The following is a 26074-nucleotide window of genomic DNA, read 5'->3' on the forward strand; positions in this document are numbered from 1 at the left end:
GGTACCAGTCGAATCCTATCGGCAGCGAGCGGTCGAGGCTCGCCTCCCCCGGCCCGGCGCAGCGATCAGAATCCGGTGTCGGTCTGCATCGCCTTGAGCGTGGGCGCATCGAGCTTGTGCTCCCGCTCGAGGGTGAGCAGACCGTTGAGCTCGGTACCGACGTCGGTCAGCTGGGTGTAGCAGTAGCCCTGCCACCGCCCGGACGAGCGGATCGCCTCGATCAGTTCGACGACGCGCTCCAGCAACTGCTCGGGGGTGTTGACCGAGTGGTAGCCCCAGCCCTCGTCCTCGACCAGCGAGATGCCTCCGAACTCGGTGAGCAGCCACGGAGCGTCGGCGTGCACGTCTGGTCCGATCACGAACCGCCGGCGGGCGGGGTACTGGCTGTTCGCCTTGTCGAGGTCGGTGTAGCCCTCGGCGATGGGCTGCGGGTTGCGGTAGTCGTGGATCGTGACGATGTCGCTGGCGACCAGCTCCCAGCCGTCGTTGCCGATCACCGGACGAGTGCCGTCGAGGGCGTGGGCCAAGTCGTACAGGGTGCGCTGCAGCGACTGCTGGCGGGGATCGGTGAGGTCGTTGGTGCCCCACGACTCGTTCATCGGCACCCACGCCACCACGCAGGGATGGCTGCGGTCACGCGCGATCAGCCGCTGCAGGTCGCGGGTCAACTCCCCCACCAGTTCGGGGGTGAAGGCGTAGCCGGCGGGCAGTTCGTCCCAGACCAGGAAGCCGAGCACGTCGGCGGCGTACAGCCAGCGCGGGTCCTCGATCTTCTGGTGCTTGCGGGCACCGTTGAAGCCCAGTTCCTTGGCCAGTTCGACGTCGCGGACGAGCGCTGCCGCGTCGGGTGCGGTGAGACCGGTGCGCGCCCAGTAGCCCTGGTCGAGCACGAGCCGCTGTTCGTAGGGCCGCTTGTTGAGGCAGAGCTTGCCGTCGATCACCTCGATCGAGCGCATGCCGGCATGCGACGAGACGGTGTCGGTGACCTCGCCGTCGCGCTTGACGACCACCTCGAGTTGGTAGAGGTTCGGATGCTCGGGGGTCCACAGCTTCACCCCGCCGGCGTCGATCATGTCGTCGCCGCGCAGTTCTGCGTGCTGGCGGGCCAGGCGCAGGGCGAGTCGGGCTCGTCCGTCGAGGTCGACCCGGCCGGCCGACCAGACCAGCTCGGTGCCGTCGAAGCTGGCGGTCACCTCGACCACCGACCCAGGGCCGCCGGCGACGACGACCTCGAGGTCGAGCGTGCCGGTGGTGACGTCGGGGGTGACGACCAGGTCGGTGAGGTGGTCGACCGCGACCGGCTCGAGCCAGACCGGCTGCCAGATGCCGGTGGTCGGCACGTACCAGATCGAGCGATCACCGCCCAGCCAGTGCTGCTTGCCGACCAGGTGGTCGAGGTGGCGTGGGTCGTCGAGCACTCGGACGACCAGTTCGTGCTCGCCCTCGGTGAGCAGGCGGGAGACCTCAGCGCGGAACGGGGTGGACCCGCCGACGTGGTGGGCGACGTGGTCACCGTCGATCCAGACGTCGCAGGAATGGTCGACCGCCCCGAAGTGCAGCCAGACCAGGTCGTCGGCGCCGGCGTCGTCAGGACGGGTGATCGTGCGGGAGTACCAGACCACGGCGCTGCCGTCGAAGTCGGTGACACCGGACGCCTCGACCTGTGGGGCGAACGGCACGGTGATGTCGACCGCGTCGTGGTTCCAGTCGCCGCGGTGCCAGCCGTCGCGCAGGCCACGGTCGTCCGGGTCGGTGGCGAAGCGCCAGGTGCCGTCAAGGCTTGTCCAGCGGTCTCGGCGCAGTCGGGGGCGGGGGTGGGTGATCTCGAGGGTGCTCACGGGATGCCTTCCGATGGGTTTGACCTCGCCACGAGCCTAGTCGCCGTGCTCGTCTCGCTCGTGGAGTTGGTCGACCTCGTCGAGTTCGTCCCATTCCTGGGGCTCGTCGGTGTCGTGCCACGGCCACGGCCCTGCCCCCTCCTCAGGCTCGACCTCCGGTCGGTGCCGTGCGGTCAGTCGCCGCGCGTGTGCCCTGACTCGCTCCCGGAACCGCTCTCGCTTCTCGGCCAACTGGGCCCTGAGTTCCTGCTCTGTCGGGTGCTGGGCCGCCAGCGGCGGCTGCCCACCGCCGATCAGGTCACACAGCTGTGCCAGCGACAGCACGTCACGACGCCTGCGGCCCACCGACCTCGCCACCGGCTGGTCCTCGGAACCTCCTCGCCCGAGGGCAATCGCCCACGCCGAGGCTGCCACCACGTCGAGGTGCGCCGGGAACCACCGACCGACTCGGTCACGCACCGTCTCCGGGCCACCCATCGGCTCGACCGCCACGTCGTCCGCAGCGATGATCGTGGGTCGCAGCCCGGCCAGTTCCAGCAACCGGGTGAACATCGACAGTGCGGGCTCACGGGTTCCGCTCTCCCACCGACCCACGGTTCCGGGCGCCACCCCGAGCCGGTCAGCAAGTTCGCGCTGACTCACGCGCAGCAGTCGCCTGACCCTGCGCACGATGCCCGGTACGTCCAGCCCGACCGCGCCGAGCCCACGGTGGTACTCACTGTGGTACTCACTGTGGTGCTCACTCTGGCGCTCGCTCTGGTGCCCCCTCTGGTGCTTCATCGTCCTGGTCCCCATCGCCACTCCTGACCTCCAGCGATGCCGCTCCCGCACAGGTTGGCCAACCACTCGGATCCGGCATCGCAGCCGATGAGAAGACCCTTGCGTTGCACCCTGACATTTCGGTCCGGCCCCTGTGGGAATGTTGTTGGCCCCTGTGGGAATGGTGTGGTCACGACACTGGGGAGTGCTTCCGTGGTGGAAGCACTCCCCAGGGAACGAGAAGTACCTACGTCTGGGCAGCCCCAGACCGGTGTCGCTCTCAGTCGATGGTGACGAACTGGTTGGTGGCGGCCGACTCGATCATCGCCTCGCACACCTGGACGACCTTGGCGCCCTGCTCGAGGGTGACGATGTCGGCCTCCTTGCCCAACACCGCGTCACGGAACTGCTCGTGCTCGGTGCGCAGCGGCTCCGGCTTGGCGATCGCAAAGCGGGTCATGTCGCCCTCGGAGACGCCACGGAACTGGGCGATGTCCTCCCAGACCGTCGCCACCGTGCCGTTGGCGAAGAAGGTCAGGTCGGCGGTCAGGGTGTCGGCGACGAACATGCCCTTCTCGCCGGTGACGATGGTGAGCCGCTCCTTGGTCGGGCTGAGCCAGTTGACCAGGTGGTTGCTCATCAGGCCGCCGGTGAGCGTGCAGGTGGCCGAGACCATGTCCTCGAACTCACGTCCGGACTTGAACATCGAGCGCGCACCGACGACCTCGTAGCGGCGCTGGGTGACCCAAGCAGTGAGGTCGACGTCGTGGCTGGCCAGGTCCTTGATCACACCGACGTCGGCGATCCGGTTCGGGAAGGGACCCTGCCGACGGGTGGCGATCTGGTACAGGTCACCGAGGTCGCCGGCCTCGAGCCGCTTGCGCAGGCTCTGCAGTGCCGGGTTGTAGCGCTCGATGTGGCCCACGGCTCCGATGACGCCCTTGTCCTCGAAGGCCTGGGCCAAGTTCTTGGCGGCCTCCGTGGTCTTGGCCAAGGGCTTCTCGATGAGAGCGTGCACCCCCGCTTCGGCCAGGGCGAGCCCGATCTCCTCGTGGAAGACCGTCGGGGCGGCGACCACGCAGTAGTCGATGCCCTCCTCGATCAGCGCCTCGACATTGGGCTTGACCTCGAGTCCGCCGGCGACGCCGAAGGGGTCACCCTTGGCGTCGGCGACCGCGACCAGGTCGACCCCGTCGATGGCGCGCAGGTTGCGGGCGTGGTTACGGCCCATCGAGCCCAGGCCGATGAGTCCGGCGCGCAGGTCAGCCATCAGGCACCTGCCTTGGCCAAGGCGTTGACCGCCTCGACGATGCGCTCCAGATCACCCTGCGACACGCTCGGGTGCACCGGCAGCGACAGGCACTCCAGCGCCGCCTTCTCGGTGTTGGGCAACTCGACCGGCGACTGGAAGGGCTTGAGGCGGTGGTTGGGCACCGGGTAGAACATGCCCGACCCAACGTTGTACTGCTCCTTGAGCGCGGCGGCCAGACCGTCGCGGTCCTCAGGCACCCGCACCGTGTACTGGTGGTAGACGTGCACCGCGCCCTCGGCGACCGGGGGCGGCGTGACACCCTCGAGGTTGGCCGACATGAACGCGGCGTTGTCCTGACGGGTCTTGGTCCACGCGGCGACCTTGGTCAACTGCACCCGGCCGATGGCGGCGTGGATGTCGGTCATCCGGTTGTTCAGGCCGACGACCTCGTTGTGGTACTGCTGCAGCATCCCCTGGTTGCGGTAGAGGCGAATGTTGCGCTCGATCTCGTCGTTCGCGACCGAGACCATGCCACCCTCACCCGAGGTCATGTTCTTGGTCGGGTAGAGAGAGAACATGGCGAACTCACCGAAGGCGCCCACCGGGGTGCCGCCGAGCGAGGCACCGTGGGCCTGCGCGGCGTCCTCGAACAGCATCAGGCCGTGCTCATCGGCGATCTCGCGCAGGGCGACCATGTTGGCCGGGTGACCGTACAGGTGCACCGGCATGATCGCCTTGGTCTTCTCGGTGATCGAGGCGCGCACCGACTCGGGGTCGAGGCAGAAGTGGTCGGGCTCGATGTCGGCGAAGACCGGAGTCGCACCGGTCAGCGCGACCGAGTTGGCCGTGGCGGCGAAGGTGAACGACGGCACGATGACCTCGTCCCCGGCGCCGATGCCGCAGCTGAGCAGGCCGATGTGCAGGCCGGATGTACCGGAGTTGACCGCGACGCAGGCTCGCCCCAACCCGAAATGCTCGCTGAACTCCTTCTCGAACGCAGCCACCTCGGGACCCTGCGCGATCATGCCGGACTGCAGCACGCGGTCGACGGCGGCCCGCTCCTCCTCACCGATGAGGGGCTTCGCCGGAGGGATGAAGGGCAGATCGGTCATGCGGGGCTCTCCTGTCAGGGATTCGGAGTCTGGGTCGTGGATTCAGGGGGTGGTGGTGTCGTCGAGCAGGGTCAGCGTCTCGCCGTCCTGGACGAACTGGTCGCCGGTCTTCGGGTCGATCCAGCGGTTGTCGCCGGCGGGCTCGAGCGGGAAGCCGGAGCGTCCCACCCACTTGATCCGCTTGGCCGGCACGCCGGCCACCAGGGCGTAGTCGGGCACGTCGCGGGTCACCACCGAACCGGCGGCCACGGTGGCCCACCGGCCGACGGTCACCGGGGCGACGCAGACGGCGCGGGCACCGATGGCGCAACCATGCTTGAGGGTGACACCGACCGGCTCCCAGTCGTGGGCGCTCTTGGAGGTGCCGTCGGGGTTGATCGCCCGCGGGAAGGTGTCGTTGGTGAGCACTGCCGCCGGGCCGATGAACACGCCGTCCTCGAGGTGGGCGGGTTCGTAGACCAGCGCGTAGTTCTGGATCTTGCAGTTGTCGCCGACGTGGACGCCGCTGCCGATGTAGGCACCGCGTCCGACGATGACGTTCTTGCCGAGTTCGGCGCCTCCGCGCACCTGGGCCAGGTGCCAGACCGAGGACCCGTCACCAACGGTGACCCCGTCATCAAGGTCGGCGGTGGCTTGGATGCGTGCGGTGCTCACTGGTCCTCCAAGAAGGTGTGGACGACATCAACCCGGTCGACGACACGGGTGGCCGTCGCTGTGGGCGAGCCTATCGCCTCGGCGTCGTCCTGATCGCCGGGGGGCTCTGAGTGTCGTGCGCTTCAGTCGGCGCCTCGGACGTGGGGATGGGCGACCGGCGTGCCCCAGCGGCCCGCCGCGCCCAGGTCTGTGGATCTGTGCTCAGGACGGCGAACACCAGCAGCCACCACACCCAGGCAACGGGGAAGTTCTTGAACAGGTAGGTGTCGAAGGCGAAGCCCACCAAGCAGGCCACCACGCCCGAGGTGAGGACCACCATGGGCGTCGGTCCGCCCCCGATCCACGTCGCGACCACTGGGTAGAGCACCAGCGAGAGCAGCAGGACCCCCACCAGCCCGAGTTCGACCAGGACCCCGAGGTAGAGCGAGTGCCCGTGGTACAGCGTCGGTCCCCAGGGCCCGACGATCCTTGAGGCCCAAGGCACGACCTGCCAACCGGACTCGTAGGCGAACCACGGCCAGATCGTCCCCCACCCGAGCCCGAACGCCCAGCGCAGTGGATGGTCATCAAGCGCATGGATGCCGCCCTGCCATGTCGGTAGCCGGTCACCCGGATTGACCCCGAGTCGTCCGAGCAGGGGCGACGACACCGCCGCTGCGAGCACCGCGACACCTCCGAGGGCAAAGACCCACCGTGACATCGTCGACAGTCGTGCCGACCAGCCCGTGTGGCGAGCGCGCAGCTTGATCCACAGCAGCACCACGAACACGCCGATCATCACCAGGGACCCACGAGACCCAGTCAGCAGCAGCATGATCATGTGGACCACGACCAACAGCTGTGAGACCCGCGGGTGGTGGCGCCGGATGGCCCCCGCCAGGGCGATGCTCATGGCAACCACGAGCATCACCGGGAACACTGCCGCGCCCCCTGCCTGCGTCCACAACCTCGGTCCACCACCCAGCAGGTACGTGCGCCACCAACCCAACAGCGACCAGGGCACCATCGCCAGCGAGAACCACCACAGCAGACTGAATCGATGGCGTTGCGGCACGACGATGACGGCGACGAAGGCAGCCCAGACCGCCAGGAGGCCGCAGGTGAGCGGCACCAGACTGAGCCGAAGCGGCACCTCGACGATCTGGCGGTCGTCGGCTGGCCCGATCAACACCACTGATGAGCGGAACTGCGTGGACAGGAACGCGTAGCCGAACAGGGCCGTGGCCGCGCCGACACAGGCCCATGCCCGTCGAGGCACGTCGCGCAGCACGTCGCGAACCGAACGCTGCATGAAGAAGGCAGCGGCGACGCTCCACACCATGAGCCCCAGACAGAGCGGAATGAACCCGGTGATGCCCGACTCGTCGACCGGATAGGCCGTGTTCTGCAGGTTCATCGTGCCCAGCGCCACTGTCACCATCAGGATGTGGGCCCGGACCGCCCAGCTACTCGTGCGCGGGCTGGGTGTCACCCTGAGAGCCTATACAACCGCAGCATCAGCCCCGGGTGGTGAGCTCCGGGCCCCACCCGCGAGGGTGTCACTGCGTCGTCGCGCGCCCAGTGCGAGCCAAGGTCGCCCGCAGCAGCCGCCGACTGGTGGGCAGGGTGGCGGCGGTGCCTCGGCCACTCCACGTGGGCAGCGGCTGGATCCGGGCTTCCAACAGGACATGCGCCATGAGTGCCATCCCACCCATCTGCACGAAGGCCACCGAGCTGTCCAACCAGGCCGAGTTGGCAAAACTCAGCGGCAGGCAGGTGAGCGTGAGCATGAGCAGCAGCCAGCGCAGTCGTCGCCACGTCGGATCGGTCCACCGGCGCTCGAGAGCCGGCCACGACAGCACCAGCGCCGCACCGAACAGCGCCAGCCCCATCACCAGAATCACCACGCCGTACTGGCTACCGGTCTCGAACAGCCCCGAGTGCGGGTTGGGAGGGCCGCCCAAGGTGTCGTAGGGGGCCTGCCCACTGAGTACCTGGCTCTCGAACTGGCCCGGGCCCACCCCGAAGCCCAGGGTGTCCCACATCATGTACCAGCCGTTTCGGTACAGGGCTTCGCGCATCGCCACCGATCCACCCGTGGGCTCGGGTGCTCCCCAAGGCTGGGCCATGACGCCCGGGATCACGTACACGACGGCCAGCATGACCAGCCCAGCACCGGCGGCCGCGAGCCACCTGGCCCACCTGAACTGGATGAGGAACCCGGCCAGGTACAGCGGTAGAACCAGAATCACCAGTCGCGAACCGGTGAACCAGGCGATCACTGGCGTCGCCACCACCGCCATGGCGTAGAGCCAGCGCACCCGCGGGGAGTCCACCACCCACCCGACCATGAGCATGCCCATGGCTGCTGCCAGGAACATGGCGAAGAGATTCGGGTTGACCATGTACGAGGCGGCATCAGTGGCCACCAGACGGATCCACGGGGCCGAGTCCTCGCGGTAGTTCCACAGGTGACGGCCCGTGCTGATCTCCCACAGCGCCGGAAGGCTGACAGCGAACCACCCCAGCAGCCAGCCTCGGGTGCTGGTGCGCAACCAGCTCATCGGATCCGACCGCTGCGACGTCGTGTCACGCCCGGCAACAGACACCGTCGCCACCAAGGTCAACAGGCCGACAGCAACCGAGAGCAGCTCGCGTTGCCCTTCCTCACCGTGCACCCGGAAGATGCCCCAGGCCATCCAGGCCCCCAGGAAGAGCAGCAACCAGACTGCCACCCTGGGGAGCTCGCCGCGACGCCACACCAGCAGCACGGCGAGGGCCACCAGGCCTGCGACCACCACTCGCGCCAACGCGAGGGGGCCGATCCTGATCATGGGGCCCACGCTGGCAGCCACCGGCAACAGGAACAGCAGCAGCCTCGCGGCGCGCTCGATCATCGCCCCTGCCCAGTGGACCCGTCGGCACCGATCACGTCGTCCACGAAGTCGCGGAAGTTCCGTTCCGCGTCGAACCGTTCCACGACCAGGGCCCGAACGGCGCCGCGCCGCTCGGGGGTGCGCGCATCGTCGGCCCGGCTCGCCAGCACCCGAGCCAGCTCGACCGCGTCCACCTCGGCCGCTACGAGGTAGCCCGAGCTGGGATCGACCACCTCACGGGTCGCGCCAACGTCTGTGGCGACGCAGGGCACCCCCCGAACAGCGGCCTCCATGATCGACACTGGTACGCCCTCGGTGGTGCTGGCGTTGATCATGACGTCGGTGGGCTGCAGCAGAGCCTCGAGCAGAGCGTCGTGGGGCAGCTGTCCGCAGAACTCGTGGGTCACCCCGAGTGGGGTGAGCCGCTGACGTGCATGGTCGGCGAGTTCGTCGGCCAGCGGGCCAGCGCCGTAATGACGCCACCGAATCTGGCGGTGCGGCAGCAACGACGACAACTCGGCAATGGCGTCGATGATCAGGTGCACCCGCTTGATGGGGGTCAAGGTGCTGATCGAGACCAGCTCGAGGTCATCAGCCACCCCCGTCGGGGCCTGGTCGGCGGCCTCAGGGATCCGCACTCCGAGTCGAGCCAGCCGGACTCGCGAGTCATCGATGCCGTACCGCTGCTTCACGTAGTCACAGCCCTGTTCGCTGATCACGTAGAGCACGTCGATGCCTCGACCGGCGGTACGCACCATGGGGTTGTAGTGAAGCGGACGAGCCTCTTCGTACAGGTCGGCGTTGTGGGTTCGCGACACCACCTTGTCGACCAGACCGCGGTCGCGGGCCCGGATCGCACCGCAGGTGTGGGGTTTGAGCCAGTAGGTGTAGACCACGTCGATCCCGCCGAGGCGCGCCGACACGGCGCGCAGTGCGTTCTCGACCACGCGGGCCTGGGCCACAGCCCGCAGCGCCACCAGGGCGGTGGCGGGGGTGAGAGCTCGACGCACTGCGAGGTCACGCAGCTCAGCCACCAGGGCTGGGTCCACCAGTGACCGAACAGCTGCGAGCGCCAACGTTGTTCTGGAGCTCCATGCTCGAGCGAGGGTGGCGTCCACCTCGAACCGCTCGGGGATCTCGCGGCGCGGCCCGTCGAGGGTTCCCGGCAGGAAGGTCACCAGCGCGTCCGAACGATCCCAAGCGGCGAGCTCGGCAGCGATGAACTGCTCGCCCTGTCCATGCGGGAAGCCGGTGGTCACCCAGACGACACGCTGCGCAGTCATGCCCACACCCTTCCATCGACCCAACGTGCACCGCCACGTCACAGGCACTGCATGCCCTCACGGAGGACCGGTCGGGTCGGGCTATTGTAGCGACCGAGCCCTCGGCTCCCGTTTCCCTCGGCCTAACACAGGTGTGTCCATGAAGATCAGTCGCCTCCTCCGCTCGGTCCGCCGCAACTGGCTCCCGGCACTGCTGATCGGCGCCATCCTGGGCGCGATCACGGCAGTTGGCGCGTACTTCACGACCACACCGACCTACACCGCCACCAACACGGTGCTGTTCGAGGTCGCCGGGCAGGACGAGATCCCCGACCCCAACGTCGCGACGAACTACGCGACCAGCCTGGCCAGCACCTACGCCGCCATGATCCTCACCCCGCTGATCATGGAACCAGTCGCCGAGTCCGTGCCCGACGGCGACGCGAATGCGCTGATGGCCCAGGTGGAGGTCACCGCGCCTCGACAGAACCTTGTCGCCACCATCAGCTACACCGATGCCGACGAGGGTCGAGCCACCTCGGTGGTCACCCGGACCGGAGAGGAACTCAAGAAGGTCGTTGACAGCTACACCGCACAGGTCGACGGCCGTCCACGCATCGTCGTCTCCAAGCTGTCGGTGAACACCTTGACGACCGGCGGTACCCAGCCGAGTCTCATCATCTCGCTCATGAAGGGGTTCGTGATCGGCCTGCTGGCGGCACTGGCCTGGCTGGCGCTGAAGGTACTCATCGACACGGTCGTCCACGACGTGACTGACCTGCGGGACTCGACTGACGCCTCGGTGCTGGCGCACGTGCGCTCCGAGGACGACTACCTGACCTTGGCCCGGGCAGTGCCCTTCCTCGACGCCGGCAACCCGGCGAGCCTGCTGTTCACGTCGTCCACCGATGGTGAAGGTGCCTCAGGCGTGGCTCTCGGGACGGCGCGCGCGATGGCCGCCTCGGCACCCGGGCAGGTGCTGCTGATCGATGCTGACCTGCGTGAGGGCGAGGTCACGCAGGCGCTCGGCCTGTCCGATCGGCCCGGCCTGTCGCACTACCTGTCCGGCCAAGCTGGCCTTGACGAGGTGATCGTCGACTCAGACGGTCTCCAGGTGATCGCTGCTGGCCAGCTTCCGCCCAACCCCGCCGAGTTGCTCGCCACCTCGCGTGTGGAAGACCTGCTCGAGCAGGTTCGCTCGCGGTTCACCACGGTGTTGGCGGCAGGCTCGGCCCTGCTCACGCACAGCGACAGCGCGCTGTTGGCAAGCAGGATGGGCGGCACTGTCACCGTGGTGGGACTTCGCAAGGTACGCCAAACGCAGTTGGACGAGGCCCTGGCCCTGCTGGACTCGGCGCAGGCCCATCAGGTCGGCGTGGTACTCACCGACCCCCGTGTGCGCTGAACGCCTCCTGAGCCGACGACCCCCAGCGCCATCACCCACCACCAGAAGCTGACACCGAAGTTCTTCAGCAGATAGGTGTCGAAGACGAAGGCCAGCAGCGACGCCGCCAACGCGATCAGAACCATCGTCGCGACCGGATCGTCCTGAGTGCCCCACTGTTGGCGCAGCGACCAGGGAATCGCGGCAAGCATCGCCACGAGCAGCACAGCTCCCAGGATGCCGAGTTCGACCAGAACCGCGAGGTAGAGCGAGTGGGGACTGGTGAGAACCTTGCCCCAGTCGGTGATGATCAGGTTGCCACCGGGGGCACGCACCAGCTGCACGTCCAGCGCGTACCAGGGCCACAGTCGTCCCGAACCGACCCCGAACAGCACCGACTGCCATGACTCCGTCCACGCGCTCCAGGCAGTGGTCAGGTTCGTGGCTCGGCCTGAGTCGCCCAGCACGAGCAGGCGGCGCAGGCTCGGTACAGTGACCAGCGCGACCACGAGGGCCACGACCCCGCCGAGTGCCCACCGTCCAAAGCTGCGCCCAAGACCCCGCCGGACCGCCCACAGACCCGTGAGGGCCGCGAAGGTGGCCAAACAGGCCAGACCTGCGCGCGAGCCAACCGCGACCACGCCGAGCAGGCAGATCGCCGCTCCGGCGGCGCTCCACCGGCGATGCCAGCCCTGCAACGCATGGCCCAGAAACATCGCCGCCGTGGTGAGCAACACGACGTGATAGATGGCCGATCCGCCCATGCCCGTCGAGATCCGCAGCGACCGGTGGACCATGACGGCGCGTGGCCAGTTCACCAATGAGCAGACCAGGACGACCCAGCCCGCCCACCACACCACCCGACGCCGCTGATCGCGCGGCGAAGCGAGCACCAGCGAGATCGAAGCCGTCAGGGTGAGCAGTGCGGTGAGCAGGGGGACCACCACGACCTCGCGAGTGATCTGGATGCGTTCGCGCTGGACAACTGGCAGTTCGATGGTCAACGCCGACACCAGCGACATGGCCACGAGTACCGCGAACAGCAGTGCCATCCACCGCATCGGCCTGGCCACCTCGCGCCACCGTCGTACCGACCAGACAAGCAGGGCGAGGGTGAGGATCCCGAAGCCGATCAGGTAGGCGCTCACCACCGCCGGACGACCATGCAGTCCGCGACGCAGGTCGAAGAACTCCATCACGACGACCAGTGGCAGCAGACCCCAGCCCAACAGGCGACCGACACGGTCGAGGCGACCCTCCATGCTGCACAGGCTAGCGAGACTGCCCGCGAGGCTATACTCGCGATGCCCAGACGAAGCGAGGCACGGCGGTGAGCGAGGACGACGTGGATGGCGAGACCTCGCCGTCCAGAGCTGTCACCTCCCCCTGGCAATCTCGGCTGCTCCAGTTGCGGCGGAGTACCTTCCTGCGCCATGTGTTGACGCTGATGACCGGCACCGCCGTGGCTCAGCTGATCCCGTTGGCCGCTCGGCCGATCCTCAGCCGGATGTACACCGATCACGAGTTCGGCATCTACTCGCTCTACCTCTCGCTGACGGCCGCCTTCGTCACCATCGGGGCTCTGCGCTACGACGTCGCGGTGGTCATGCCCGAGAAGGATGCCGACGCCCGCGGACTGGTGAGACTGGCCACGCGGCTCGCCCTGGCCTCTGGGGCGGTCGCCACTGTGGTGCTCAGCGTGTTCGCCGGGACGATCGCCGGCTGGATGCGCCGACCTGACCTGGCACCGTTCCTGCCGGCCGTCGGTGTGTTGGTGATCGCGATGACACAGATCTCGAGCCGCCAGTACTGGCTGAACCGCCGTCGTCGCTACAAGGAGATGGCCCGCAACCGGATGGGCCAGGCCCTCGGGACGAACGTCGTGCAGATCGGTGCCGGCTTCGCCTCGACGGGTGTGTGGGGGCTGGTGCTGGGAAGCTTGGCCGGCCAGTGGTTCAGTGCGCTCAACCTGTGGCGGCTGACACGTCGCGAGACTGCACCGCAGCCCGGCGACTCTGCCCGCGCCATGGCCAAGGAGTACCGCAAGATGCCATTGGTCAACGGTCCGAACGCCGTTGTCGACACCGTGCGGGTCAACGGCATCAATGTGCTCACCGGGGCCTTCTTCTCGGGTGCCATCCTGGGGCAGTTCGCACAGGCCTGGCAGTTGCTGCAGATGCCGATGGGGCTGATCAACGGGGCGCTGTCGCAGGTCTTCTACCAGCGTCTGGCGACCACCCGGCGAGGCCAGATGTTCACGGTGGTGAGGTCGGCGATCCTCCGGTCATTGGCGGTTGGAGTCGTGCCGTTCGGGCTGATCTGGTGGCTGGCGCCGTGGCTGTTTCCCTTCGTGCTCGGTGGTCAGTGGCACCTCGCCGGCCGGATCGCGAGGGTGCTCGTGCCTTGGCTGTACCTGAACTTCGTCACCTCACCTGTCTCGCTGCTGTTCGTCACCATCAAGCGGCAGGGCACCATGTTCGTCTTCGCGGTGGTCTACATGGCGGTGCCGCTGACGATCCTCTGGTTCCGGCATGACTCGATCCTCGAGACCATGTCGCTGGTCGCGTGGTCGATGGCAGCGCTGCTGGTGGTGTTCATCCTGTTGGCGCTGTGGGTGGCCAAGCAGTTCGACCGAGGGGTCGGCGAGCGCGACATTGAGGCGGCCGAGACGGCGCCGGAATAGAGCCGCGTCGGGGTCAACTCGCCCAGCCGTTGGTGAACAGGATCCAGGCCCACGCCCCGGCGACCAGCGCCGAGACCCCCATCCACACCCCGATCGCCAGCTGGCGACCCCACTGGAGACGCTCGTCGCGATCGGGCTGGACGAAGCGGGCGGCCAGCAGGAACAGCGGGAACCACAGCAGCACGGCGCGGTTGATCGACATGTACCAGTACGAGGTGCCGAAGGCGACCAAGTGCACCCCGATCCATGAGGCCGAGGCCCAGCGCCGCCGCTTCAGCAGGACGAGCGAGGCGACGATGCCGACCAGCATCGAAACGATCTCGAGGAAGAAGACCACCGGCACCTCGGGGCGGCCCGGCCACGACTCCGGTTGGGCGGCCTTCCAGGTGTTGGCCAGCGCGTCCAGCGGCGAGGTGAGGCCGCGGTTCCAGCCGGAGACCTGCGCCTGGTACCAGGCGCTCCACGACCCGGTGACCAGCTTGAGGTGCCAGGCGTGGGCGATCAGGGCTGCGCTCGGCAGCGCCAGCCAGACCAGTCGACGGGCACGTGCCTCCGGGGTGCGGTCGAGTTGCTGCTCGGGGTCGTTGTCGCCGAGCAGGGTGAGCACGACCAGTGCACCGACCAGGAACAGGCCCGAGACTCGGAAGGTGCAGGCCACCGTGGCGAGCAGGGCCGCACTCAACCAGTGCCCCTTGCGCCAACGCTCCCAGGCCCAGAACGCCGCGGCGCAGAACGGGGCCTCGGTGTAGCCGACGAAGGTGAACACCGTGGTGGGCGCCACCAGCCAGAGCGCGGCCGGGAGCACCCCACCCATGCGGTACAGCGCCGCCGCGGCCAGGGCCGATCCGATCGCACCGACCAGCACGCCGGTGAGCTCGGGGCGGATGCCGAGCAGGTCCCCGAACTCCATCAGCCCGGGGACGCCGGGAAAGAAGGCGCGGCTCTCAGCGGTGGCGTAGCCGTTGCGGGCGATCGCCATGAAGTGCTGCACGTCCCAGGTCGAGACCGCCTGCCACAGGTCGCGTTGGCGCAGCACCACCACCGCCAGCAGCACGAACAGCAACCAGACCCGGCTGGTCGCCCACGCCAGTCCGAGCAGGTTCAGGTCGTCCCCGCGAAAGCCCAGCCGGCGACCGAGCCCCGAGCTCGGACGCGGCTCGTCCGACTCGTCGGTCTCGGTGGCGGACGACGGCGCAGACCGGGTGGTCACCGTGCCGCCTCACCGGTGGGCGCCGGGTCGTCGACCGCAGGACCGCCCGCGACGAGGGCGTCGTCGTCAACGGGGTCATCGCCGAGTGCGCCGAGCGAGTCCTGCAAGTGCAGCACCTCGTCCGGGGCCCGGTCGGTGGTGTGGTCGAGCACCCCGCCGAGTGGGTCGTCCACGTGGCCACTGCGCACCGGGTCGTACCAGGGGCTTCGGATGTCGGCGATGATGCGCGCCATCAACCAGACCTGCACCGCCACCCGCAACAGGATCGCGGCGGAGTAGGCACCGAAGGGGCCACCACCCCACAGGTTGCCCTGCAGGTGCCCCCAGACCGCTGCCCAGTACACGGCCTCGACCAGGCTGAACACCAGCCAGTCGAGCAGCACCGGTCGGGCCAGCAGCGCCAGCGGGGCGATCCAGATCACGTGCTGCGGCGAGTAGACCGGGGCGGTGACGGTGATCGCGAGCACCAGCAGGGCGAACACCTGCGCGAGGCGGGGACGACGCGGCGCCCACCAGCACAGCGCGGTGACGGCGGCAACTGCGACGGCGACCAGCAGCCACGACAACGGCCAGACCCGCAGGGTGACCCCCGTGGCCTGTTGCAGGACGTGCCACACCGACCCGAGGCCGACTTCTGGAGCCATGGCGGTTCGAGCCTGCAGCAGCCAGCCCTGGGGGGCAACCAGCACGATCGGCAGGTTGATCACGACCCAGGTGGCCATGGTGGTCATCGCGAAGGTCGACCAGTCGCGCAGCCGATCGGCACGCCGGCACAGGATCCACAGCGCGACCAGCAGCATCAGCGGGTACCAGGCGGCGCTGGCGGCCAGCCCCAGCACGACCCCGGCCACAGCGACGCGGCGTGAGGCCCACAGCACCAACGCCACGGCCACCAGCGCGGCCGGCACGAGTGCCCAACTGATCGTCCCGGCGGTGAAGACGCCGACGCTGAGTGCAGTGAACAGCCCGATGCGTCCCAAGCCTTCGAGGGTGAGTTCGGTGGGTGGGTGGGGGTGGCGTCGGCTGAGCAGCAGGTGGGCGACCACCAGCACCAGAAAGGCCCCGCCGAGCAGCAGCACGTTGAGGCTGACGAAGAAGGTGGTGTCACCCTCGAGGGACCTGGGCGCCACCGGCTCGAGAGGCGCGACCAGGAAGGTGAGGCGCTGGGTGAGCAGCACCCACAACGCGATCAGCGGGGGTTGGTCGAGGCTGGCGCCGCGGTAGGGCACCCCACCCGACCCCAGGCCGCCGTCGCGCCACAGCACCGGCAGGTCGGAGTAGCACAGCCGCAGCATCGTGTTGAGTTCGACCTCGTTGGTGTTGCAGGCCGTCTGGTGCAACATGCGCAGCGTCCAAGTCACCAGGGCCAACGCGATGACGAGCGCAGCGGACTCGGGCAGCCGGGACGCGACCATCGCCCGACTGCCATCTCGACGATGGGCGTTCAGGATCACGGCGTGCTGGTGGGCGTCGCGGTGCTCTGGTTGGTGGCGGTGGTCGTCGGGTCCGGCGGCGGGGCCGAGGTCTGCGTCGGCTGGGTCGTCGTGGGTGCCTGGGTGGTCGGCTCCTGCGTGGGTTCGGAAGTGGTGGGCGCCTGCGAGGTGGGCGCGCTGCTCACCTCGGTCGGCGTCGGGGTCGGGCTCGGCGTCGACGGCGTGGGACTCGGGGTCGACGGCGACGGGCTGGACGAACTCGGCGTTGAGGTCGACGGCTCCTTGTCGGTGTTCACCCAGGCAGGCGGGTCGAAGGGCTGATTCTCCTGGCCCTCCAGGGCAAGCTTCATGAAGTCGGCCCAGACCATCGCCGGGTAGGTACCACCGAAGAAGGTGCCGTCGCCGGGCCGCTTGTACGGGTCGAGGTCACCGTTGCCGGCGTCCCCCTCGACGAACATCACCGCGGTCGAGATCTGCTTGGTGTAGGCCACGAACCAGGCCGAGGTGATGGTGTCGTCGATGCCCGAGGTGCCGGTCTTGCCAGCGATGTCGTGGCCGAGGTCGCGGACTCGTCCGCCGGTGCCCTGGTCGACCACCGACTTCAACGCGTGGGTGACGTCGCGGGCGATGTCTTCCTCGATGCCCTGCTTGGACGCCGGCTTGGCCTCGTAGATGACCTTGCCCGAGCCGTCGGTCACCTGCTTGACCACGTGGTTGGCGACCCGCTTGCCGTTGTTGGCCAAGGTGGCGTAGCCGCCGGCCTGGTCGAGTGGTGAGGTCTCGGCGGTGCCCAGCGAGATGCGGTTGTTGAGGTCCCACCCGGCTCCCTCACCGACGCCGGCGTCCTGGGCGGCCTTGATCACCTCGGCCGGGCCGTTGGGGATCTTGATGGTCATGTCGACGAAGGCGGTGTTGATCGAGTCCTCGGTGGCCTTGAGCAGGCTGACCTCGCCGTACTGGTGGCTGAACTCGTTGCGCACCGTGGTGCTGTCACCGGGTGGGGTGAAGGTGTTGCCGTTGAACATCGAACGCAGCGAGAACCCGTTGCGCAGGCCGGCGATGGCGGCGTAGGTCTTGAACGTCGAGGCGGAGGCGCGGTCGGTGGTGGCCCAGTTGCGCTGGTTGGCGACGTAGTCGGCCCCGCCGTAGAGGGCCAGCACCTCACCGGTGCCGACCTCGACCGAGGCGATCGCCAGGTGCAGCTTCTTGGGGTCCTGGGCAGGCTGGGCGTCCTTGGCGACCTTCTCGGTGTAGCTCTGAGCGACCTTGACGGCGTGGTCCTGCAGCTTGGCGTCGAAGGTGGTGGTCACGTTGAGCCCGCCGCCGGAGATCTGGGCGTCAGTGAAGCCGTTGGCGAGCAACTCCTGGCGCACCATGGTCAGCAGGAAACCCTTGGGGCCACCGAGCCGGTTGTTCTTGGGGATCTCGGGGAAGGTGGGCAGCTTGACCGCTGCTCGATCGTGCTCGGCCTGGCTGATAGCCCCGGTCTTGAGCATGCCGTCGAGCACGTAGCGGTAGCGCTCGAGCAGCCGATCGGCGTTCTTCGGCCCTTCGGACGGGTCGAACATCATCGGGTTGTTGAGCACGCTGGCCAGCACGGCGGACTGCTCGAGGGTGAGCTTGTCGGCGTCGGTGTTGAAGTACGAGCGCGATGCCGCCTGCACACCGTAGGCACCTCGTCCGAAGTAGATCGTGTTGAGGTAGTCGCGAAGGATCTCCTCCTTGGTGCGCTGCTTGTTCATCTTCACCGCGAGCGCCAACTCACGAAGCTTCCGGCTCATCGTCCGGTCGCTGGTGAGGTAGTAGATCTTGATGTACTGCTGGGTGATGGTCGAGCCGCCACCCTTGATCTCACCGCCGCGGACGATGCTGACCACCGAGCGGGCGATGCCCATCGGTGAGATGCCGCGGTTGGTCCAGAACGAGCGGTCCTCGGCGGCGATCACCGCGTTCTTCATGTGCTCAGAGATCTGGTCGTAGGGCACGGTGGTGCGGTTCTGCACGGCGAAGCTGCCGATCCGGGTCTGGCCGTCGCGGTAGTTCACGTAGGTGGTGTTGGTGAGGAAGTCCTTGTTGGGGTCGGGCAGTTCGGTGCGCTGGTAGAACCAGATCGCGCCGATGGTGCCGACCAGGGCGAGGACGAGGAACAGGATCACCGCCACGAAGGCGGTGCGCTTGAGCACCTTGCGCCACGTGCTCTGGCTGCCGCGGCGCGCCTTGGTCGAGGCGGCCGAGCCCTTCCCCCCGTTGCCAGCCCTGGGCTTGGATGCGCGGCGGGGCGTGTCAGCCATAGATGTCCTCCACGGTCGGTTCGCGGCGGGGCCGACGGCGCTTGCGTCCGTCGCCGAGCACGAAGGTGCGGATCATGTGGTTCCAACGGCAGTCGGGGCAGACCTCGACGACCCGGACGGTGAACTCACCGAACTGGTGCTCCATCTCGTCGAGTTCTGCCGGCGACTTGATCCGGCCGGAGTACTGGCCGAGTTGGTCACCGAAGATGTAGTGCAGGACGAGCAGCCTGCCGCCCTCGCAGACCGGGCAGGGCTGGCCGGCGGGGTCTCCGTGGTGCAGGGCGGAGCGCACCAGGATCGGGTCGGCATCGCAGGCCGGTGGCGCGCTCAGGGTGGGCTGGGGCCGCCGCAGCGACTCGAGCGTGGCCCGGCGCTGCAGCGCGTGGCTCACCTCGAGTCGTCGCGTCTGCACCCCTCAAGCGTAGGCGTTGGCGGAAGCAGGGGCCCCGAACAGTTCAGTGGCGATAGCAGACCGTGCTCGCCGGGGCGGTCTTGCCGCTGAGGTAGCGGTAGGCGTTCTTGAACGCCGCACACCGTTGGGCGTCGGCGGTCGAACTGGCCCGGTAGCCGACGTAGCGCGAGACCAGCCCCATGTCGAAGTTGTCGGCGGCAGCGTTCGAACCCGGACGATGCACCGTCCAGTACCAGCCGGCGATCGGAGCCGACCATGTCCTGCTGCGGGCAAGGGTGGGGTTGCCGGCGAGGTTGACCCCGAGGTAGCGGCCGGCTGCCGAGTAGTTGTACGACCCGGTGAGCTGCATGTAGCCGCGGCCCTTGTAGTAGGCGGTCACGCCCGCCTCTTCCAGGGCGTAGTCGAAGCAGGACTCGTAGGCCACGGTGGCGAGGAAGGCGGCCTGTCGGGCCGGGGTGATGATCTTGGCCTTGCGCATCTCGTTGTTCAGCCCGGGCAGGCCCTCGGTCACCCGCGACGTGGTGCAGACCTTCGACCCGAACATCGCCTTGAGGTCGGCGACGGTGATCTCGCGGAAGTTGTGGCGAGGGTCGGTGGCGATGGTGCCGTGCCAGGTGGTGTTGTGGTGCCCGATCCGCTCGAGGATCGCGATGCGCTCGGCGGTGCGGCTCGTCCACAGGCTGGCGTCCGACAGCGAGGACGAGCGGAAGATCGTCCGACTCGAGACGGGGCTGACCACCCCACCGACCCTCTTCTCGGTGGTCGTGGACGACGTGCCGTCCGAACCGGTCTGGGCGTTCGCCAGGTCGGGCATGCCGACCAGGACGACCAGCGTGGCGACGAACGCCAGGAGGCGTCGGACAAGCTTCGACATGGGGAGTTCTCCGTCTGTGGCGGGACCTCCATGGTCGGTGTTCGGGCGCCCTGGTGCCAACCGGTTGGTTGAGGGTTTGGCCTCAGGGGTGGGACGAGCGTGCGCGCGCCCAGCGTGCGATGCCGACCAGGATGGCCATCTGCACCAGCATGAGCACCCCGGCCTCGACCGCCCCCGACCAGTCGAAGACGAAGCCGGCCTGCAGCGTGCCGATGCCCGAGGCGACGCCGTAGAACAGCGGCCACAGGATGAACAGGTTGCGCGTGATCGCGAACACCACGGCGAACATCAGCCCGAAGATGCCGAAGCCGACAGCCTGCTCGAACGGCACCGAACCGAAGTGCTGCAGGGTGAAGCCGACGCCGACCAACCCGATCGCGGGCAGCCAGCCGAAGGCCTTCTCCCAGCGCAGGAACAGCCACCCGAAGACGAACAGCGGTTCCCAGAAGACCATGACGTTGGCGACCAGATGCGCCCACGGGTCGACGCCCTTCTCGTTGGCGAGTTGGAAGACCTGGAAGGCGCTGCCAGCGCCGAGGAACGCGGCCACGGCGAGTGAGGTCTTGAGTCGGTGGCGGGTGATGCCGAGGTCACTCCAGCCACCGCGCAGCAGCATGAAGACGGTCCAGGCGGGGACGATGGTGCCGAGCACGATGATGCCGACGATCAGTACCCATTCGGTGCCCTCGCGGGTGCCGAGGTAGTAACAGAGGCTGAACAGCAGCAGGGTGGCTGCCGCGATCGCGGTGTCGAGGCCGGGGTTCCAGCGGACGACGCGGCGTTTCGGTCGAGTCTGCGCAGCCTCGGTGGTCGCGGGGTGTGCGGCGGGTTCGGGTGATGCCTGGGTGGTCATGGCGCCACATCATGGGGCCCGTGGGGGTCGCTGCGGCCGGAACTGTCAGAGGTTGTGACCACGATGGAGTCATGGGATTGACCGAACGACAGAGGGACCGAGCCGTGGGGGCGGTGCTCGGCTCGGCGGTGGGTGACGCCCTCGGCGCAGGCTATGAGTTCGAATCGGCTCCGTTGGGGTCTGAGGGTCCGCGGATGATCGGCGGTGGCCTGGGCGGATTCGCACCCGGTGAATGGACCGACGACACCTCGATGGCCTGGTGCGTGCTCGAGGTGGCCGCCAGTGGTGCTGACCTGCGCACCGACGAGGCGCTCAACGCGATCGCACGGCACTTCCGCGACTGGTACGAGACCGGTCCGGCCGACATCGGCACCCAGACGGCCTCGGTGTTGGCGCGGGCGGGCTCGCGCCCGACGGCTGCGGCGATGACGGCGGTCTCGGATCGACTGCACGCGAGTACTGGCCGCACCGCTGGGAACGGGTCGTTGATGCGGACGCATCCCGTGGCGCTGGCCCACCTGGACGACGCCGCAGCAGCGGCGGAGGCGGCCTGGAAGGTCGGCACACTGACCCACGGCGACCCGGTGGCGGGCGAGGCGTGTGTGCTGTGGACGTTGGCTGTGCGGCACGCGATCGTCGAGGGCGAGTTCGACCTGCACGATGGCCTGGCGTACCTGACGCCCGAGGCGGCGGGCCGGTGGGCAGCGCTGATCGACGAGGCCGAGCGTGAGCAACCCGGGCGGTTCACCCCGAACGGATTCGTGGTGACAGCGCTGCAGGCGGCCTGGTCGGCCATCGTCCACACGCCGGTGGATCCGCAGCGGTCGGAACGGCACCTGGGTGACGCGCTGACCACCGCGATCCGGATCGGGAACGACACCGACACGGTGGCGGCCATCGCCGGTGCACTGCTGGGAGCGCGCTGGGGAACCTCGGCACTGCAAGGCGGGTGGCTCGATCTGCTCCACGGCTACCCCGGACTGCGCGCCGACGACCTCGCCGCACTGGCCGAGCGGGCGGTCGACGCCACTGGCTGAGCCCGTGTTGGCGCGGTTGGTGCCCCGACCCGTAGAATCGTCCTTCGCGGCTGGACGACCAGCCCAGGGGCGTTGGCGCAGTTGGTAGCGCATCTGCTTTGCAAGCAGAGGGTCAGGGGTTCGAGTCCCCTACGCTCCACCAGATCGGACGCATTAGAACACCTGACATCGGAAGATGCGGGTGCGAGGGCGGCGAACGGCTCGTTGAGCTGGATCGCCGCTTTTTCGTCTTCGGTGATGAGGATGCGTTGGTAGAAGGCTTGGTTGGCGAGCCGTTTGCCGTGGTCGTCGGTGCGCTCGTACATGGTGGCGCAGTCGGCGAGCAGCCGTAGTGCGGTGGCGAGGTGCTGGCGGGGGCCTTCGTGGTCGTGCCGCTCAGCGTCCAACCGTTTGGTGACGTCAGCCAGAGCGATCCTGATCCGGTCTTGGTGGCGTTTCAGGGTCGGTAGGTCGATGGCGTCGGCGAAGTGGGCTTCGAGGAGCTTGTCTGCTTCGGCTTCCAGCCGGTGCTTGGTGGTGGTGAGGTCGTCGATGGCCTGCGACCGCTCAGCCAGACGCTCATCGAAGGCCGCCGCGACTCGCTGCGCGAGTTGCTGGTACGTCTGCTCCGTGATTGCGATCTGTTGGTAGCAGTCAGTGACGAGTTGTTCGGCGATGCCGACGGGCACGGCCTTCCTGGTGCACGTGGTGCGTTTCGTGGCTCTGCCGGTGCAGATGTAGTAGCCGTAGCGGATGCCTTGTTTGTTCCGGGCGTAGTCGAACTGTAACCGGGCGTTGCAGCTGCCGCAGTACAGGGTGCCCTTGAGGTAGTGGTCGTGTTTGCGGCGGCGTTCCCCAGCGGTGGCGCGGGTGTCCAGGAGAGTCTGGACCTGCTGCCACGTCTCCGGATCGACGATGGGTTCGTGGGCGCCGGGATGGAGAGCGCCTTGGTAGCGGACCTGCCCGATGTAGTACGGGTTGCGCAAGAGCTTGAAGAACGTGGACCGCCCCACCGGCCCCGACGGTCGCTTCGGGGTCGGGACGGTGGTCAATCCTCGTGCGGTGGCTTCGGCGAGCAGGTCGGGGACGGTGTGCTCGCCTTTGGCGTAGGTGTCGAAGACCCAGCGGATGAGGGGTGCACGGTCGGGGTCGACCTCAACGGTGCGGTACTCCCGGCCCTGCTCATCGGTGCGCCGGATGTTGCGATAGCCGATCGGTGCCCTGCTTGGGGTGCCGCCGTTGGCGACTTTTTGGGTCATGCCTTTGGTGACTTCGGCGGCGAGGTTGTGGGAGTAGAACTCCGCGATCGAGGACATGATGCCGTGCAGCAGCATCCCCGACGGGGTTTCATCGATGTTCTCGGTGGCGGAGACCAACTGGACGCCGGCGTCGATGAGGTGGCGGTGGATGTCGACGTCATCGAGCCGGTTCCGGGCCAGCCGGTCGACCTTGTGCACGATGCAATACGTCACCTGATGCGTCGCAATGTAGTCCAGCATCCGTTGCAGCTCGGGCCGCTTCGCTGACCGGGCCGATTCCCCGGCGTTGACGAACTCCGCCACCACGTGGGCGTTGAGGGTGTCGGCTTTGCGGCGGTTCGCCTCCCGCTGGGCGGGGATGGAGAATCCTTCGTCGCGGCCACCGGCCGTGGCTTGTTCCTTGGTGGAGACCCGCTGATAGGTCACCGCCGTCACCCGCCCCTCACCCGGGGCGGTCAGGGTCATCGTGTCGGCGGTGGTCGTCATGATCGGTGGTCCTCATCATCGAGCTTGCATCGGGTTCGGGCTGCGGGGTCTGGGCGTGGAGACGATCGGCCAGGTGCAGCAACAGCGCGACCAGCCGGTCCATGTCCGGCTCGCCCCGGGGAACGGGTTCGGCAATCAACCGGCGTCCGTTTGGTGTGGTGCGTGCATACCTCATGCCCCACAGGTGGACACCCCACCCCAGAGAGGGTGGTGACGGTTCCGGAAAATGTCCGGGACCGCCGTGCATTCCCACCGAATGACGCAAGGTCCGGGCTGCTCCACGGCGTCACGCGACACGGCGAGCCCAATGGAGGCTCACCAGCCAGGTGCGCACCGCATCCCGGATCGAGCATCGTGGCGGTGGCCTTCACGACTACCTATGGTGAGGGCGGGAGTCCAGCAGTTCAGCCATGGATGAGCGGATCACCGTCCGATCTGCGCGTTTTCCGGTCATCGTCGGTGGTGGGAAGGGGTTGTCCGCACCACAAGCAACCGGTCAGGTCGTCTGCTGCCTGTCGGGTCCGCTGCCGGTACTCGGCCCGATACGCGGTTGGGGTGACGCCCATGGTCTTGGCGAACTGCTCTGCCGCATGGCCTCGATTCCTCCACCCCACCCGGACCCCGATCTGATCGACCGTCATATCCGACTCCCGCAACAGCCGTGCCATCTCCCGCACCCGCAACCGAGCCAGCAACATGATCGGCGGGACGCCGAACTGCTCCACGAACAGGCCCCCGAGCCGTGACCGCGACAGGTGGGCATCCTGTGCGAGTTCGGCCAAGGTCCACCGGTGAGCGAGATCGGCCCGCATCCGAATGACCGTGTCACGGATCTCTGTCCTGGTAGGGCCGAGGCCAGAGTGCTCTGTGGCCGTCATCGGGGCAGCTCGCTTCGCTGTCCACAGCACGGGCATTTCAGGCTTGCTCGTTGGGTCGCGGTGAGTCGGTACGCGGATGGACTGACCCCGATGATGGCGGTGAACTGTCGTGCGGCGTGGCCGCGGCTGCGCCACCCGACCCGTGTCATGGCGACACCGATCGGAAGGTCGGTTTCGACCAGGAGCTCGGCCAGTCTGTGGGCTCGAACGTGAGCCAGGTACTGGATGGGAGGCATCCCGAAGCTTTGGCTGAAGGCCCTGCCCAGTTGTGACGTGGACAGGTGCACGAGGTCGGCAAGGTCACGAAGTCGCCAATCCCGTCCGGGGTCTTGAGCGAGGAGCCGTGCTGCATGGTGTGCGGCTGTCTCGGTCGGGCACGCATAGCTGGGGGTGGTCTCGTCAGGGCAGACTCGCCACGAGGGGTCGATGCTCATCGCCGCCGCCTTCCTGAGGACGACTGCGTGCGGCGGGACGGTGGCGAGGAGCCCGTGGTCTTGAACAAGTCCACCCATGCCTCGACGGGCAGGTCCTTCGGCAGTCCGGCAGCGGTCATGCCGTGGCCCCTCAGCCATGCCTGTGCCGCCTGTGGTGAGCCGAGTGCGGTGGTGCGTGCGAGGATCTGGGCGAGCCCGCGGCCGGGACCGGTGTAGACGTGGTGGACCAGGGCGTGGAACTGGCGTCGCTCGGCCGGAGTCAGCAGCGGGTGTTCGCGGCGGTGGATGGTGAGCATTCCGCCGTCGACTCCCGGACGTGGGGTGAACGCGTGAGCGGGAACACGACTGTGCAGCGTGAACTCGTACCAGGGCGCCCATTGCGCGGTCATCATCGTGGCACCGCCGACGCCTGCTCTGCGTCGCGCAACTTCCCATTGCACGAGCACGATGGCATCGGTCCATGCCGGGGCGTGCAGGATGCGTCGCAGCATGGCCGTGGTCTGGTGAAACGGCAGGTTGCCGACGAGCACATGCGCGGATGTGGGGAGCCGGTAGGTCAGGAAGTCGTCGGCGACGACATTCACGTGCGGTGGGAGGCGTTGGGTCAAGCGTCGGGCGAGCCGGGTGTCGATCTCGACGGCTGTCACCGGTCGCCCAAGCCGGGTTAGCGGGGTGGTGAGTGCTCCTTCACCGGGGCCGATCTCGATGATCGGACCCTCGGTGGCAGCCACGAGCCGGGTGACCGTGGCAACGGTGGATGGGTCAGTCAGGAAGTTCTGGCCGTGCTCATGACGGCCACCTCGATAGGTAGGCACTGTTTGCTCCGTGGTTGTTGCGGAGCCGGGCACGCTGAAAGAGCCGCCCGGCCGTGATCACCGGGGGCGGGAGCAACAACCTGTGGAGGGTGCTCGCCGCCGTTAGCGGCTGCGCAGACGCAGCGAAGCAGTGCCGTAGAACAACATGCCCACCAGCGTAGGTGACCCCGCTGCCGGTCAGCGACTCAATATCCCGTCTCTGCTCAAAGACGCGGAGATCCGTATCAATGCTGGCCAAGACGAATCCCGAGCTAACCCACGGCCGCAGAGCCTCGCCATCATCGAGATTCGTTCCGTGAGAGACCTCGACAGAT

At 67.9% G+C, this 26074-nt stretch carries 22 protein-coding genes, 1 tRNA gene and 1 pseudogene; 5 read left to right on the forward strand and 19 right to left on the reverse strand.

All coding sequences use genetic code 11. The features are described from left to right. Positions 1–65: 65 nt before the first annotated feature. From IE660_RS13385 to IE660_RS13420, 8 genes are all read right to left on the reverse strand, one after another. Positions 66–1838 carry a glycoside hydrolase family 2 protein gene (locus IE660_RS13385; RefSeq protein WP_203568880.1) on the reverse strand — a complete coding sequence of 591 codons (1773 nt, stop codon included), beginning with the start codon at positions 1836–1838 and terminating at the stop codon, positions 66–68. Positions 1839–1874: 36 nt separating this feature from the next. Continuing rightward, a complete protein-coding gene (locus IE660_RS13390) occupies positions 1875–2618 on the reverse strand; it encodes a helix-turn-helix domain-containing protein (protein WP_203568881.1) in 744 nt (247 codons plus the stop codon). 259 nt (positions 2619–2877) lie between these two features. After that, positions 2878–3867, reverse strand: coding sequence for a Gfo/Idh/MocA family protein (locus IE660_RS13395; protein ID WP_203568882.1), 990 nt, complete (start codon positions 3865–3867; stop codon positions 2878–2880). Further along, the gene (locus tag IE660_RS13400; RefSeq protein WP_203568883.1) at positions 3867–4961 is read right to left on the reverse strand and encodes a DegT/DnrJ/EryC1/StrS family aminotransferase; all 1095 of its coding nucleotides are present in this window, start codon (positions 4959–4961) and stop codon (positions 3867–3869) included. The genes IE660_RS13395 and IE660_RS13400 overlap by 1 nt, the downstream gene beginning before the upstream one ends. 42 nt (positions 4962–5003) lie before the next feature. Next, positions 5004–5615: an acyltransferase gene (locus IE660_RS13405; RefSeq protein WP_203568884.1), complete on the reverse strand. Its 612-nt coding sequence runs from the start codon at positions 5613–5615 to the stop codon at positions 5004–5006. Between the two features lie 70 nt (positions 5616–5685). Further along, positions 5686–7086, reverse strand: coding sequence for an O-antigen ligase family protein (locus IE660_RS13410; RefSeq protein ID WP_203568885.1), 1401 nt, complete (start codon positions 7084–7086; stop codon positions 5686–5688). Positions 7087–7153: 67 nt separating this feature from the next. Next, positions 7154–8491 (reverse strand): O-antigen ligase family protein, encoded by a 1338-nt coding sequence (locus IE660_RS13415; protein WP_203568886.1) that lies wholly within the window; start codon positions 8489–8491, stop codon positions 7154–7156. Continuing rightward, the gene (locus IE660_RS13420; RefSeq protein WP_203568887.1) at positions 8488–9753 is read right to left on the reverse strand and encodes a glycosyltransferase; all 1266 of its coding nucleotides are present in this window, start codon (positions 9751–9753) and stop codon (positions 8488–8490) included. Before IE660_RS13420 ends, IE660_RS13415 begins: the two co-directional genes overlap by 4 nt. Positions 9754–9892: 139 nt before the next feature. Between IE660_RS13420 and IE660_RS13425 the strand changes: the two genes are divergently transcribed. Beyond that, the gene (locus IE660_RS13425) at positions 9893–11137 is read left to right on the forward strand and encodes a polysaccharide biosynthesis tyrosine autokinase (RefSeq protein ID WP_203568888.1); all 1245 of its coding nucleotides are present in this window, start codon (positions 9893–9895) and stop codon (positions 11135–11137) included. On the opposite strand, the gene IE660_RS13430 is transcribed toward IE660_RS13425, so the two are convergent. Further along, a complete protein-coding gene (locus IE660_RS13430; protein ID WP_203568889.1) occupies positions 11098–12378 on the reverse strand; it encodes an O-antigen ligase family protein in 1281 nt (426 codons plus the stop codon). The two genes, IE660_RS13425 and IE660_RS13430, sit on opposite strands and share 40 nt — an antisense overlap. Before the next feature lie 146 nt (positions 12379–12524). On the opposite strand from IE660_RS13430, the gene IE660_RS13435 reads away from it, so the two are divergent. Continuing rightward, positions 12525–13799, forward strand: a complete 1275-nt coding sequence (locus IE660_RS13435; RefSeq protein ID WP_203568890.1) for a lipopolysaccharide biosynthesis protein — start codon at positions 12525–12527, stop codon at positions 13797–13799. A 13-nt stretch (positions 13800–13812) separates the two neighbouring features. Here IE660_RS13435 and IE660_RS13440 read toward each other — a convergent pair whose 3' ends face one another. From IE660_RS13440 to IE660_RS13465, 6 genes are all read right to left on the reverse strand, one after another. After that, positions 13813–14925: a hypothetical protein gene (locus IE660_RS13440; protein ID WP_407929026.1), complete on the reverse strand. Its 1113-nt coding sequence runs from the start codon at positions 14923–14925 to the stop codon at positions 13813–13815. Between the two features lie 80 nt (positions 14926–15005). Continuing rightward, positions 15006–16424 (reverse strand): hypothetical protein, encoded by a 1419-nt coding sequence (locus IE660_RS13445; protein WP_203568892.1) that lies wholly within the window; start codon positions 16422–16424, stop codon positions 15006–15008. Positions 16425–16459: 35 nt separating this feature from the next. Continuing rightward, positions 16460–18733, reverse strand: coding sequence for a transglycosylase domain-containing protein (locus IE660_RS13450; protein ID WP_203568893.1), 2274 nt, complete (start codon positions 18731–18733; stop codon positions 16460–16462). Then, positions 18726–19145 (reverse strand): DUF5318 family protein, encoded by a 420-nt coding sequence (locus IE660_RS13455; protein ID WP_203568894.1) that lies wholly within the window; start codon positions 19143–19145, stop codon positions 18726–18728. The genes IE660_RS13450 and IE660_RS13455 overlap by 8 nt, the downstream gene beginning before the upstream one ends. Before the next feature lie 43 nt (positions 19146–19188). Beyond that, positions 19189–20019 (reverse strand): glycoside hydrolase family 19 protein, encoded by an 831-nt coding sequence (locus tag IE660_RS13460; RefSeq protein WP_203568895.1) that lies wholly within the window; start codon positions 20017–20019, stop codon positions 19189–19191. Positions 20020–20101: 82 nt separating this feature from the next. Beyond that, a complete protein-coding gene (locus IE660_RS13465) occupies positions 20102–20872 on the reverse strand; it encodes a CPBP family intramembrane metalloprotease (protein WP_203568896.1) in 771 nt (256 codons plus the stop codon). A gap of 71 nt (positions 20873–20943) precedes the next feature. Here IE660_RS13465 and IE660_RS13470 point away from each other — a divergent pair, with 71 nt between their 5' ends. The 3 genes from IE660_RS13470 to IE660_RS15930 all read left to right on the forward strand — a co-directional run bounded on the left by IE660_RS13470 (position 20944) and on the right by IE660_RS15930 (position 22676). After that, positions 20944–21909 (forward strand): ADP-ribosylglycohydrolase family protein, encoded by a 966-nt coding sequence (locus tag IE660_RS13470; RefSeq protein ID WP_203568897.1) that lies wholly within the window; start codon positions 20944–20946, stop codon positions 21907–21909. Positions 21910–21975: 66 nt separating this feature from the next. Then, positions 21976–22051 (forward strand) — tRNA-Ala (locus tag IE660_RS13475). Between the two features lie 325 nt (positions 22052–22376). Beyond that, entirely contained in the window at positions 22377–22676 is a 300-nt protein-coding gene (locus tag IE660_RS15930) for a hypothetical protein (protein ID WP_235998069.1), read from the forward strand. On the opposite strand, the pseudogene IE660_RS16615 reads toward IE660_RS15930, so the two are convergent. The 4 genes and pseudogenes from IE660_RS16615 to erm all read right to left on the reverse strand — a co-directional run. Beyond that, positions 22602–23633: pseudogene (locus tag IE660_RS16615) on the reverse strand (recombinase family protein); the annotation flags it as partial. The gene IE660_RS15930 and the pseudogene IE660_RS16615 sit on opposite strands and share 75 nt — an antisense overlap. 404 nt (positions 23634–24037) lie before the next feature. Continuing rightward, a complete protein-coding gene (locus IE660_RS13490; protein WP_203568898.1) occupies positions 24038–24445 on the reverse strand; it encodes a helix-turn-helix domain-containing protein in 408 nt (135 codons plus the stop codon). A 62-nt stretch (positions 24446–24507) separates the two neighbouring features. Next, positions 24508–25023 (reverse strand): helix-turn-helix transcriptional regulator, encoded by a 516-nt coding sequence (locus tag IE660_RS16620; RefSeq protein ID WP_407929025.1) that lies wholly within the window; start codon positions 25021–25023, stop codon positions 24508–24510. Then, positions 24942–25760, reverse strand: coding sequence for a 23S ribosomal RNA methyltransferase Erm (gene erm, locus IE660_RS13500; RefSeq protein WP_203568900.1), 819 nt, complete (start codon positions 25758–25760; stop codon positions 24942–24944). Before erm ends, IE660_RS16620 begins: the two co-directional genes overlap by 82 nt. Positions 25761–26074: the final 314 nt, after the last annotated feature.

This window comes from Aestuariimicrobium ganziense (genome assembly GCF_015352975.1).
GTDB lineage: Bacteria > Actinomycetota > Actinomycetes > Propionibacteriales > Propionibacteriaceae > Aestuariimicrobium > Aestuariimicrobium ganziense.